Origin of the sequence: uncultured Rhodoblastus sp. (genome assembly GCF_903903185.1) — a bacterium.
Lineage (GTDB): Bacteria > Pseudomonadota > Alphaproteobacteria > Rhizobiales > Beijerinckiaceae > Rhodoblastus.
This window is the reverse complement of the sequence record NZ_CAIUXT010000221.1, coordinates 20,422-31,596: the sequence shown is the minus strand read 5'-3', so window position 1 is coordinate 31,596 and position 11,175 is coordinate 20,422. Positions and strand designations below refer to the sequence as shown.

13 protein-coding genes and 1 pseudogene are annotated in these 11,175 nt (G+C 62.0%); 1 reads left to right on the top strand and 13 read right to left on the bottom strand.

The annotated features are described in order from the left end of the window. The 7 genes and pseudogenes from QZY01_RS19500 to QZY01_RS19470 all read right to left on the bottom strand — a co-directional run. Positions 1-447 (bottom strand): annotated as a pseudogene (locus QZY01_RS19500) (DNA-directed RNA polymerase subunit beta); the annotation flags it as partial. A gap of 234 nt (positions 448-681) precedes the next feature. Next, a complete protein-coding gene (rplL, locus tag QZY01_RS19495) occupies positions 682-1,059 on the bottom strand; it encodes a 50S ribosomal protein L7/L12 (protein ID WP_294540505.1) in 378 nt (125 codons plus the stop codon). Between the two features lie 57 nt (positions 1,060-1,116). Beyond that, a complete protein-coding gene (gene rplJ / locus QZY01_RS19490; protein WP_294540503.1) occupies positions 1,117-1,632 on the bottom strand; it encodes a 50S ribosomal protein L10 in 516 nt (171 codons plus the stop codon). A 728-nt stretch (positions 1,633-2,360) separates the two neighbouring features. Next, a complete protein-coding gene (gene rplA / locus QZY01_RS19485) occupies positions 2,361-3,059 on the bottom strand; it encodes a 50S ribosomal protein L1 (RefSeq protein WP_294540501.1) in 699 nt (232 codons plus the stop codon). Between the two features lie 4 nt (positions 3,060-3,063). Beyond that, positions 3,064-3,492: a 50S ribosomal protein L11 gene (rplK, locus tag QZY01_RS19480; RefSeq protein ID WP_294540499.1), complete on the bottom strand. Its 429-nt coding sequence runs from the start codon at positions 3,490-3,492 to the stop codon at positions 3,064-3,066. 241 nt (positions 3,493-3,733) lie between these two features. Further along, complete coding sequence (locus QZY01_RS19475; RefSeq protein ID WP_294540497.1) at positions 3,734-4,138, bottom strand: cupin domain-containing protein; 405 nt, start codon at positions 4,136-4,138, stop codon at positions 3,734-3,736. 140 nt (positions 4,139-4,278) lie between these two features. Continuing rightward, positions 4,279-4,524: a hypothetical protein gene (locus QZY01_RS19470; protein ID WP_294540495.1), complete on the bottom strand. Its 246-nt coding sequence runs from the start codon at positions 4,522-4,524 to the stop codon at positions 4,279-4,281. 202 nt (positions 4,525-4,726) lie between these two features. On the opposite strand from QZY01_RS19470, the gene QZY01_RS19465 reads away from it, so the two are divergent. Continuing rightward, a complete protein-coding gene (locus QZY01_RS19465) occupies positions 4,727-5,470 on the top strand; it encodes a Crp/Fnr family transcriptional regulator (protein WP_294540493.1) in 744 nt (247 codons plus the stop codon). Between the two features lie 96 nt (positions 5,471-5,566). Here QZY01_RS19465 and QZY01_RS19460 read toward each other — a convergent pair whose 3' ends face one another. From QZY01_RS19460 to QZY01_RS19435, 6 genes are all read right to left on the bottom strand, one after another. After that, entirely contained in the window at positions 5,567-6,169 is a 603-nt protein-coding gene (locus tag QZY01_RS19460) for a DJ-1/PfpI family protein (protein WP_294540491.1), read from the bottom strand. A gap of 284 nt (positions 6,170-6,453) precedes the next feature. Continuing rightward, entirely contained in the window at positions 6,454-6,987 is a 534-nt protein-coding gene (gene nusG, locus QZY01_RS19455; protein ID WP_294540489.1) for a transcription termination/antitermination protein NusG, read from the bottom strand. Positions 6,988-7,057: 70 nt separating this feature from the next. After that, positions 7,058-7,252: a preprotein translocase subunit SecE gene (secE, locus tag QZY01_RS19450; protein WP_294540509.1), complete on the bottom strand. Its 195-nt coding sequence runs from the start codon at positions 7,250-7,252 to the stop codon at positions 7,058-7,060. A 176-nt stretch (positions 7,253-7,428) separates the two neighbouring features. Then, the gene (locus QZY01_RS19445) at positions 7,429-8,214 is read right to left on the bottom strand and encodes a TerC family protein (RefSeq protein ID WP_342394916.1); all 786 of its coding nucleotides are present in this window, start codon (positions 8,212-8,214) and stop codon (positions 7,429-7,431) included. Positions 8,215-8,348: 134 nt separating this feature from the next. Further along, entirely contained in the window at positions 8,349-9,707 is a 1,359-nt protein-coding gene (locus QZY01_RS19440; RefSeq protein WP_294540487.1) for an ATP-binding protein, read from the bottom strand. Next, the gene (locus QZY01_RS19435) at positions 9,697-11,169 is read right to left on the bottom strand and encodes a sigma-54 dependent transcriptional regulator (protein WP_294540485.1); all 1,473 of its coding nucleotides are present in this window, start codon (positions 11,167-11,169) and stop codon (positions 9,697-9,699) included. The genes QZY01_RS19440 and QZY01_RS19435 overlap by 11 nt, the downstream gene beginning before the upstream one ends. Positions 11,170-11,175: the final 6 nt, after the last annotated feature.

Below are 11,175 nucleotides of genomic sequence, written 5' to 3'. Positions count from 1 at the left end.
GCGCTCGGTGCCATTGACGATGAAGGTGCCGTTCGACGTCATGAAGGGCATGTCGCCCATGTAGACGTCCTGCTCCTTGATGTCCTTTACCGACTTGGCGCCGGTGTCGGGGTCGAGATCGAACACGATCAGGCGGAGCGTGACTTTCAGCGGCGCGGCGAAGGTCATGCCGCGCTGGCGGCATTCGTCCACGTCATATTTCGGCGGCTCGAATTCGAATTTGACGAATTCCGGCAAGGCGGCGCCGGCGAAATCCGAAATCGGGAACACCGATTTGAACACCGCCTGCAAACCCTCGTCGGCGCGCCCGCCCTGGGGCTCGTCAACCATCAGAAATTGATCGTAGGACGCCTTCTGCACTTCGATCAGATTAGGCATGACCGCGACTTCGCGGATATGACCGAAGAATTTGCGGACACGCTTCCGGCCGGTGAACGTTTGCGCCATATCGCTCCTCGCACCCTCATCAATAGGCTGGCCTTATGAAAAGCCGCTCGCCTCCCCGGCGAAAGCCGGGGGGCGCGGAATCAGCTCCGCGCCAGAATTCCCAAAAAAGACGTCCAACGCCTCTTCACATCGCCCCGGCCCGGGAAAAAGCGCCGCGACGGGTTTCGGCGGCCCCGGAAAGCTTCCGGGACCGCCCATTTCAGATTGCCGAATTTTCGCGCAATGACGTCAAACTTACTTGAGCTCGACCTTGGCGCCGACCTTCTCCAGAGCGGCCTTGATCTTGGCGGCGTCTTCCTTGGTGGCGCCTTCCTTGACGGGCTTGGGAGCGCCTTCGACGAGGTCCTTGGCTTCCTTGAGGCCAAGGCCGGTGATGGCGCGAACTTCCTTGATGACTTCGATCTTCTTGTCGCCGATGGCGGCCAGAACGACGGTGAACTCGGTCTGCTCTTCCACCGGAGCGGCGGCGGCGGCGGCGGCCGGGCCGGCGGCGACGGCAACGGCTGCGGCGGCCGAAACGCCCCACTTCTCTTCGAGCAGCTTGGCGAGTTCGGCGGCTTCCAGCACGGTCAGCGCCGACAGGTCTTCAACGATCTTTTCGAGATTAGCCATGATAACTTCCTGTACGTTTTACGTTTGGTTCGTTGGGTGTGAAAAGCCTGACCTCGATCAGGCCGCATCCTTGTTGGCATAGGCCCCGAACACGCGCGCCAGCTTGGCGGCGGGAGCGGTCGAGAGCTGCGCGAGCTTGGTCGCGGGAGCCTGGATGAGGCCCACGAGCTTGGCGCGCAATTCATCGAGGGAGGGCATGGTCGCAAGCGACTTGACGCCTTCCGGGTTCAGGACCGTCGCGCCCATTGCGCCGCCGAGGATGACGAACTTGTCATGATCCTTGGCGAAACCGGACGCGACCTTGGCCGCTGCCACCGGATCGTCCGAATAGGCGATCAGGGTTGGTCCCTTGAGCAGGGAGCCGATGGCGGCGACGCTGGTGCCTTCGAGGGCGATCTTGGCGAGGCGGTTTTTCGCGACCTGGACGCTGGCCCCAGCCGCGCGGGCCTGCTTGCGCAGGTTCTGCAGCTGCGCCACGGTCAGGCCGGAATATTTCGCCACCACCACCACCGATGTCTTGTCGAAGACATCATGCAGGGTGGCGACGGCTTCTTTCTTTTCCGCTCTGTCCACAGTGCTCTCACTTCAATAGGCGAAGTTTTCAACTTCGCCGGTTGCCGACATGCCGCCAAACGTCAAGCCTGTTTCAAGACGTAACCCTGGCGGCGCCGAAGCGCCTGTCCCCTTTGATCGGCGCAAGGCCGCTCATTGGATCAGAGGGTTCGAACCAAACAACGCCGGAAGCCGCAAGGCTTCCAGTAATCCGGTCTTTCCCCGTCTATGCTGGCCACCCGCCAGGAAACCGGTCATCCAGCGGAGGAAAACCCGTTGTTGGCGAATAATTAAGTCTTTCGCTTGCGCGAAAAACGCCGGCAGTCTCGGACAGGACATGGCCGGAAACCCGGTCTTCGCGGCGAGGCGAAGCGAACTTTCCGGCCTATCCACCGCCTTGGACGCAGCCTTGCGGCTCCATCCCGACGGAAGCTTTAAATTTTTCGGACTTCTCGCATGAAATCAAAATCTCTAGTCCCCGAGTTGCGGCAAACAATTGAGCAAGCGGCGCCGGCCTGAGGCCGCCAACGCTCCAAACATTGGTTCAAACGCATATTCTTCCTGAGGACGGACGCTTTGAAGCTGAAAAGTCCGGGAGCAGGCGGCGATTCTCGCAACCGGGAGAGTGTTTGTAGACATTATCGCCGCCCCTGCCAAGGGGGACGATACGATTTTTTTGAAATTGTCAAGCGGCGCGATCAAAAATCGCGCCGCCCGGCAAGGGGGGGCAGGGGCGCGCAGCCGTGAAATCAGTGCTGCGCCACGGCGATGGTGGCCGGGTCGACCTTGACGCCCGGGCCCATGGTCGAGGACAAGGCGACGCGCTGGAGATAGGTCCCCTTGGCGCCCGCCGGCTTAGCCTTCACCACGGCGTCGATGAAAGCGGCGATATTTTCCGCCAGCTTTTCCTCGCCGAACGAGGTCTTGCCGACCGAACCCTGAACGATGCCGGCCTTTTCGACGCGGAACTCGACCGCGCCGCCCTTGGAGGCGGCGACCGCGGAAGCGACGTCCATGGTCACGGTGCCGACCTTCGGGTTGGGCATCAGGCCGCGCGGACCCAGAACCTTGCCGAGACGGCCGACCAGCGGCATCATGTCGGGCGTGGCGATGCAGCGATCGAAATCGATCGTGCCGCCCTGTACGGCCTGGACCAGTTCTTCCGCGCCGACCACGTCCGCGCCCGCCGCCTTGGCTTCGTCGGCCTTGGCGCCGCGGGCGAAAACCGCAACCCGGAGGGTGCGGCCGGTGCCGTTGGGCAGGTTGCAAACGCCGCGCACCATCTGATCGGCGTGCTTGGGATCGACGCCGAGATTGAGCGCGATTTCGACGGTTTCGTCGAATTTGGCGCTGGCGCGTTCGCGCACCAGTTTAATCGCATCCGCGACCGGATAAAGCTTAGTGCGCTCGATGCCCTCGCGGGCCTTGACGATTCTCTTGCCGCTCATGGTCTCACCCCACCACTTCAAGACCGATGGACCTGGCGGAGCCCTCGATCATCGCCATGGCCGATTCGATCGAATGCGAGTTCAGATCAGCCGCCTTCTTTTCCGCGATTTCGCGGATTTGGTCGCGGGTGACCTTGCCGACGAAGCCGCGGCCCGTCGTCTTGGAGCCGGACTTTACGCCGGCGGCCTTTTTCAGGAAGAACGTGACCGGCGGTTGCTTCATCTCGAAGGTGAAGCTGCGGTCGCCATAAGCGGTGATGATGACGGGGATCGGCGTCCCCTTCTCGATCTGCGCCGTCTTGGCGTTGAACGCCTTGCAAAATTCCATGATGTTCAGACCGCGCTGTCCGAGCGCGGGACCGATCGGAGGCGACGGATTCGCCGCGCCGGCCGGAACCTGAAGCTTCACGTAACCCGTGATCTTCTTTGCCATTTAGGCTGCTCCCATTAGGGTTTTTCCATTCCGGCCCTTTCCGCGTGAACGAAAAGCGCCAAAACGAAAATGCGCGGGAAACGGACTTTTCCGTCCCGCGCGGGTTGCAGTTGCGGTGCGGTTTTTTGCCCGGCTGGCGACCGGAAAACCTCCCGCATATGCGTCTTCGAAGAAGACTTGGACTGGTTATACGTCTTTCGACGACTTGGCAATGGCTTCGCGACGGAATCTTGCCATAAGCTCAGGCGGGCAGCGAGATCGGCTGGCCTTTTTCGAGAATATAGGTCGAGACGATCCGCATCGGCTTGTCGCCATTTTGCAACTGATGCGGCGTACGTGCGGCGACTTGCAACGTGTCGCCCGCCTGAACGGCGCGGTCTTCGAGCCCGTTGACCGACAAAACGGCTCCTCCTTCGACAATATAGGCGGACTCGATGCCGGGATGAATGTGGCGCGGCACGTGAAAGCCGGGTTCGATCTCCGCCAGCGCGATGATGGTTTCAAAATCGGGGGTCGGCCCTTCGATCCGCTGCAAAATCCTGCGTCTGAGCCCCGCCGGCTGCGGCATTTCAGCCCTGAGCGTCGGGGCTGCCAACCCGGTCAGGGCGCAGAGCGCGCAGGAGGCGAAACCGCGACGTGTCATCATGCCCATGGCCCCGAACTCCGACAGCCAACATCCTTCGCGCGGTCGAACATTGCGAGTCTACCGCGCCCGGCCGGGCCGACGCAACAAAAGGATTCGGGCGGCGGCCAGGGGGCGTCTTCCACCTTGCGGCGCTGCGCCTTTCACTGGCGCGCGCAGAACGCCGGTTGTGCGAAACCGCCTTGCGGCGCGATGATGTCGTCCTCGGCCAGCCGGGCCCATTCGGTCAAGGCGGCGGCGAGGAATTCCGTCGCCTCGCGTCCGCGAAAAGCACGGCCTTCCGGCAATCGTCGCAATTGCAGCGCCAGATAATGCGCGGCAATGACGGTATCGAGCAAAACGTTTGTTTCATCGTCATTTTCGGCGCTGCGGCCAGCCAAATCTTTCATAAGCCTTAACTCTCTGCGAAGAAAATGAAACTGGAGGAAGCAATCCCGCCGAGGCCTTTGCCTTTAGGCTGACTTGTCGGAACTGGCGCCACTCCTGCAAATAACCCAGATCGATCCCGACGAATGTTAGGAAGGGAACATTTAAACATGAAACCAGCGGCGTGCGCGCTTCTCGCGCGAATTTGATCCAGGCGACGACCCGATGAACCGCCCTCAACCGGACCCGATCGCCATTTTGAAGGCATGCAGCGTCTTCGCGACGCTGGGCGAGCAGCAAATGCGCGAGCTCGCCGGCAAGGCGCGGATCGAGCATTACGCGGAGCGGACGCTGCTGACCTTGCGCGGCGAAACACCGGAATATCTACGCTATATTTTCAGCGGCGGCGTCGATCTCGTCCTGACCACCGCAGAGGACGGCTTTTCCGCGCTGCCGATGTTCGCGGGCCGCTGGGCGACCTGGCTCGGTTGTTTCAGCAGCGAACCTTTGGTGCACGACCTGTGGAGTTCCGCCCCGGCCACTTTCGTCGCCTTTCCCTGCCGCGAAGTGCAGAAGGCGCTGGGCCATCATCCCGAGGCGCTGCGACAGGTCATCGAACATGTCGGCGAATGGACCCGCTTCCTTACCGGCTGGATGCTGTCGTTCGCCGCCTATGGCCCGGAAAAGCGCCTCGTCTATCTGTTGCTGCTCGCCTCTTCGCAGGCCTGCTCCATCGCCCGCGAGGGCCAACCCACCGCCGTCACCCAGACCCATATCAGCCAGTTCGGCTTCGGCTCGCGGCAGAAGGTCAGCCGCCTGCTGCGTTCGCTGGCCGAAAAAGGCCTGATCGAAATGAAATATGGCAGCGTGGTCGTTCCGTCGCGCGCGAGGCTCGAACATTATATCGCGGCCCCGACCCCGCCGCGCCGCGCGGTGTCTCGCAACAGCCGACCGATCGACCCGCCATGATCGAAAGGCCCGCGAAGCGGACAGGAGATAAGGGAAATCCAGGATGGCGCAGGCTTTTTTAAAACCCGCGCCGCTTTGATTAGTGGCCGCAAACCTTCAGGCGGCGGCGTCGATCCCGGCGCGTCCGATCGAGACGCCGATCTGAGCTAGAAACTGCGCCAGCCAGGCCGGATGGGCCGGCCAGGCCGGGGCTGAAACGAGATTGCCATCAGTCACGGCGGCGTCGATCGCGATGTCGGCGAAGATTCCGCCCGCCAGCTCGACTTCCGGTCGGCAGGCCGGATAGGCCGACAACCGGCGTCCCTTCAGCACGCCGGCGCCGGCCAGCAGCTGCGCGCCATGGCAGATCGCCGCAACCGGCTTGTTGGCGGTGAAGAAATGCCGGACGATCTCGAGAACGCGTTCGTCGAGCCGCAAATATTCCGGCGCCCGTCCGCCCGGGATCACCAGGGCGTCATAGGCTTCCGGCTTGATATCGGCAAAGCTGGCGTTGAGCGCAAAATTATGGCCCCGCTTCTCGCTATAGGTCTGCTGGCCCTCGAAATCATGGATTGCCGTGGCGATGACGTCGCCCGCCGTCTTGTCCGGGCAGACCGCGTGGACGCGATGGCCGACCGCCAGCAGCGCCTGAAACGGAACCATGACCTCGTAATCCTCGACGAAGTCGCCAACGATCATCAAAATGTTCTTGCCGCTCATGTCTTCCTCCACTTGCCGCTGTTTTTTGCGTGCGTTTCCATCATATCCCAAGTCTCCCCAATCGCGACCCGCCGCGATTGTTAAAACCCTTGCTTAAGCGCGGCGGCTCATTCGCGCCTGACCGGAACGCATGAGGTCAGAGCCCCTTCAGTCCTGCCGTTACATCATGCCGGCGAGGCCGAAAGAAATGGTGTCTCCCTTCGATCACCGCAACACGAAAGGCCGGACAAGCCGGCCTGTTCGTCCGCGTTTGCGGTTGTCTACCCTATTGCCGGGAAAAGCCGTCAGACGATCTTGTCGACCTGGCCATATTCCAGTTCCACCGGCGTGGCGCGGCCAAAGATCGACACCGCAACCTTCACACGCGAGCGGCTCTCGTCGACTTCCTCGACCAGCCCCTCGAACGAGGCGAAGGGACCGTCGTTGACCCGAACCTTTTCGCCGATCTCGAACGAAATCGTGGTTTTGGGGCGATCGACGCCTTCCGCCACCTGACCCTTGATCCGGTCGGCCTCATGTTCGGGAATGGGCTGGGGCTTGTTGTCGGAGCCGAGAAAGCCGGTAACTTTCGGGGTGTTCTTGATGAGATGGAACACATCGTCGGACAGGTCGCATTTGACCAGCACATAGCCCGGGAAAAACTTGCGTTCGGAATTGAATTTGCGGCCGCGCCGCACTTCCACGACCTGTTCCGTCGGCACAAGGATTTCGTCGAATTTTTCGGTCAGGCCGCGCTGCGCTGCGCCCTCCCGTATCGCTTCCGCGACCTTTTTCTCGAAATTCGAATAGGCGTGGACGATATACCACCGCTTGGTCATGAATTTTTCCACGGAGAGAATGGTTAAGCTTGAATGAACGCCCGCCCTCGCAAGGGCGGACCGGAGAGATTTATTGATGCCCGAAGCTGAGGATGAAGCCGACGCTGAGCCTGATGACCTGATCGACGGCGACGAAGAACAAGGCGGCCATCACCACCATCAGCGCGACGAGTCCAGTGGTGATCAGGGTTTCCCGGCGCGTCGGCCAGGTGACCTTGTCGGCCTCGGCGCGCACTTCCTGCAAGAATTTGAACGGATTGGCCATCGTCGGTCCCGAATCGTCCCCCGCCGCCTTTTTGACGAGGCTTGGGCGGCTGGTGAAAAGAAAGGCGGCGCGGGACCTTTCGGCCACGCGCCCCATTTGCGCTTGTTATAACCAAGCCGCGCTTCCGCGCCAAGGTTTTTCTTGGAACGGGCCATGTCGGGCAAAAACCGCGCGATTCATTCCGTTTCCGGTTCGCGGCGCTCCTGTTCAGGCTCGCGGCGCGCGCGGAGCCTTCCCTGCCGCGCGCGGACGCGGTTGCGCCGCGCCCATTGGTTGAGCCCTTCCACCACCAGCGAAAAGCTGATGGCGGCGTAAATGAATCCCTTGGGAATGTGATAGCCGAACCCATCGGCGAGCAGGGTCATGCCGATCAGCAGCAGGAAGCTCAAGGCGAGCATCTTGACGGTGGGATGCTGCTCGACGAAGCGGCTGACCGGAGCGGCGGCGCAGATCATGATGCCGACCGCGATGATCACCGCCAGAACCATGACTTCGAGATGGTCGGCCATGCCGATCGCCGTCAGTACGCTGTCAATCGAGAAGACGATGTCGAGCAGCGCGATCGTGGCGATGGCGCGCCAGAAACTCCGTGGCTTGCCGGAATGTTCCTCTTCTTCGTCCACGTCGATTTCATTGTGGATTTCCTCGGTCGCCTTGAACAGCAGGAACAGGCCGCCGGCCACCAGGATGACGTCGCGCCCGGAAAGGCTGAGGCCGTAAACCGTCAGCAGTGGCTGGTTCAGATGCACCAGCCAGAACATCGCGCTCAGCAGCGCCAGTCGGAACACCACCGCCAGCGCAAGACCGAGACGGGCCGCTTTGGCCTGCTGCCCCGGGGGCAGGCCCTGCGTCGCCACAGCGACGAAGACCAGATTGTCGACGCCCAGCACAATTTCCAGCGCTGTCAGGGTCAGCAGGCTGATCCAGGCCTGCGGTTGCGTAAAAACCTCCAGAATATCCACCAAGATAGTCCCGCATCTGCCCGGAACAGGAAAATCCCGCGCCGCCCAAGGTTTCAAAGCCGCACTATATCTGTCCTTCGACAGAAGGCTATTTCAATTGCCGGAAAAAAATCCGGCCTTGCGAAGGCTTTGACTCACTCGCCCCCGACCGGCAGGCGCACCGTAAAGATGGCGCCGCCTTCCGGGCGATTGGCGGCGGCGATCGCGCCGCCATGCTCGCGGGCGATGGAATAGGAGATCCACAGTCCGAGACCCGTGCCTTCGCCCACAGTCTTGGTGGTGAAAAATGGCTCGAACATCTTGTCCAAAGCGTCCGAACTTATGCCGGCGCCATTGTCGGACACCACAATCTCGATTTCGCCGGCGACGATCCCCGCCCAGACTTCGACATGAGGATCGCGCTCGCCGCGCACCGCGTCGATCGCATTGTCGATCAGATTGACCACGATCTGGTGAATCTGCCCCTCATTGCCCCGCATGACCAGGCCGGGAGCGACCTCGATGTCGATTTTCGCCTGGTTCTTCTTGGCCCGAGCCGCCCATTGCGTCGCCATGACGATAATGCGCTCCAGTTCGATCTGCTGCGTCTCATGGGCGCGATTGAACGACAGCCGGCGCAGATTCTTGACGATTTCCGAAACCCGCTTCGCCCCCTCCAGCGTGCCCTCGATCAGGGGCGCGAGGTCCTTGAGAATGGAGTCGATCCGGAATTTTGCGCGCAATTGCGCCGGGTCTTCGTCGCTGCTCTCGGCCTCGGCGAAATAGTGCGTCAGATTGCGCCGGTAGCGGTCGAGCACATGAATATTGCCGTAGACAAAGCTGATCGGATTGTTCAGCTCATGCGCCACGCCGGCGACGAGACGCCCGAGGCTGGCCATTTTCTCCTGTTCGATCAGTTTTCGTTGCGCCTGCTGCAATTCGAGATGGGCGCCGTGCAAGGCCTGATAGGCGCGGCGCAATTCGCCGATCGGCCGCCCGGTCAGCACCGCGCCGACGCAATGGCCCGCATGGTCGATACGGGTCGAGAAGCTGATCGCCATCACGTCGGACTCGCCGCGTGCGGTCAGAAAACGCAGATCGCAATCTCCCGCCTTGCCGAGACCGGCGCTGGCGAACAGGAATAGCCGCGCCTTGTCGCGATCCTCGGCGACCATCCGGTCGAGCAGCGGCTCGCCCACCAGGGCCTTTTCGTCGCGGCCGAGCAGCGCCACAAAAGCCGGATTGGCCTGGATAACGCGACCGGCGGCGTCGGTGACGACGAGAATATCGGAAACCGAGGCGATGACGCTGGAGATGAACCTTTGCGCTTCCTCCAGTTCGGCGTTCTTGCTTTCGAGATCGGCCTCGTAGCGCAATAGATCGGAATAGACCTCGTCCACCCGCTTGACGACTTCGCTCCACACGGATTCCTGATCGTCGGTCAGCGCCGATTGCGCGCCCGCCCCCGCCAGCGACAGAATATTCTCCGGCCTCGCCCTGCGCTTATTCGTCATGGCCGGCGTCCCGGCGCAAGTCGTAGCGCTGGATTTTCGCGCGCAGGCCGACGCGCGACAGGCCGAGGCTTTCGGCCGCCTTGCTGATATTGCCGCAATGGTACCGAAGCGTTCTGGCGATCGCCGCGCGTTCCAGCGCCTCGACCCGGTCCTTCAGCAGGCCTTCGCCAAACGAGCTTTCCTCCGGCAGGCTTTTGGGCGGCGCCCCCCCATTGGCGCGCAAAGTCGCGGCCACGCGCGCGGAAAGCAGATGCGCCCCGAGCGGCGCATCGTCTTCCGACATGGCGACCATGCGCTGGATCTCATTATGCAATTCGCGGACATTGCCCGGCCAGTCATGGGCGACCAGCCGCGCCGTCGCCTCGGGCGCAAAGCCCTCAATCTTGCGCCGGAAAGCGCGATTGACCTCCTTCAACAGGCTGCCGGCGATTTTTGGAATATCGCCCGGACGTTCGGCCAGCGCCGGCAGATGCACGGGAAAAGCGTTGAGGCGATAATAGAGGTCGCGGCGGAATCGCCCCTCGCGCACTTCGATTTCGAGGTCGCGGTTGGTCGCGGAAATGACGCGGACATCGACCTTTCGCGGCCTTGTGGCGCCGAGCGGGCGGATTTCGCGCTCCTGCAGCACGCGTAGCAATTTGACCTGAAAGGCCGGCGAGGTCTCGCCGACTTCATCGAGAAAGATGGTGCCGCCATCGGCAAGTTCAAACAGGCCGATCCGGTCCTGATAGGCCCCTGTATAGGCCCCCTTCTTGCAGCCGAATAATTCGCTTTCGAGCAATTCATCCGGCAAAGCGCCGCAATTTTCGACCACGAAAGCCTTGTCGGCGCGCGCGGAGCCGAAATGGATGGCGCGCGCCAGCAATTCCTTGCCGGCGCCGGAAGCGCCCGTGATCAGCACCGAAATATCATATTGCGTGGCCTTGCGCGCCAGCGCCAAGGTCTCGACCATCGGCCCGTCCGGCTCATGGACGATGCGGTCGAATTCGAACAGCCGCCGCTGTTCGCGCCGGCGCTCGGCCAGCACGCGGTTGAGCGTCTCATGCGAGGGCTTGGCGTCGCTTCCCGCTCCGCCCGGCTCCTTCTGCATCCGATAGAGTTTGACCGCGTCGCGCACGCATTCGAGCAACTTCTCCGGATGCCAGGGCTTGGTGATGTATCGATAGATTCCAGCCTCGTTGACGCCGGCGATAATATCCTCGGATTCGGAAAAGCCCGAGATGATCATGCGCACCGGATCGGGCCAGGTCTCGCGCGCGCGCCGCAAAAAATCGACGCCGGATTCGCCGGGCATGCGCTGGTCGCAGAGGATCACCTGCACCAGATCGCCGGCCAGCACCGCCTCGGCCTCGCGCGCATTGGCGGCGCAAAGCACGTCGAATTCCTCCGCCAGCACACGCTGCACGGATTCCCGCGACCGCAATTCGTCATCGACAATGAGCACGGCGCCTGAGGGGTTCATGGGCGG

Coding starts and splice junctions, on each gene's coding strand:
- rplL (WP_294540505.1), bottom strand. CDS start 1,059: ATGGCTAATCTCGAAAAGATCGTTGAAGACCTGTCGGCGCTGACCGTG.
- rplA (WP_294540501.1), bottom strand. CDS start 3,059: ATGAGCGGCAAGAGAATCGTCAAGGCCCGCGAGGGCATCGAGCGCACT.
- rplK (WP_294540499.1), bottom strand. CDS start 3,492: ATGGCAAAGAAGATCACGGGTTACGTGAAGCTTCAGGTTCCGGCCGGC.
- QZY01_RS19475 (WP_294540497.1), bottom strand. CDS start 4,138: ATGATGACACGTCGCGGTTTCGCCTCCTGCGCGCTCTGCGCCCTGACC.
- QZY01_RS19470 (WP_294540495.1), bottom strand. CDS start 4,524: ATGAAAGATTTGGCTGGCCGCAGCGCCGAAAATGACGATGAAACAAAC.
- QZY01_RS19465 (WP_294540493.1), top strand. CDS start 4,727: ATGAACCGCCCTCAACCGGACCCGATCGCCATTTTGAAGGCATGCAGC.
- QZY01_RS19460 (WP_294540491.1), bottom strand. CDS start 6,169: ATGAGCGGCAAGAACATTTTGATGATCGTTGGCGACTTCGTCGAGGAT.
- nusG (WP_294540489.1), bottom strand. CDS start 6,987: ATGACCAAGCGGTGGTATATCGTCCACGCCTATTCGAATTTCGAGAAA.
- secE (WP_294540509.1), bottom strand. CDS start 7,252: ATGGCCAATCCGTTCAAATTCTTGCAGGAAGTGCGCGCCGAGGCCGAC.
- QZY01_RS19440 (WP_294540487.1), bottom strand. CDS start 9,707: ATGACGAATAAGCGCAGGGCGAGGCCGGAGAATATTCTGTCGCTGGCG.
- QZY01_RS19435 (WP_294540485.1), bottom strand. CDS start 11,169: ATGAACCCCTCAGGCGCCGTGCTCATTGTCGATGACGAATTGCGGTCG.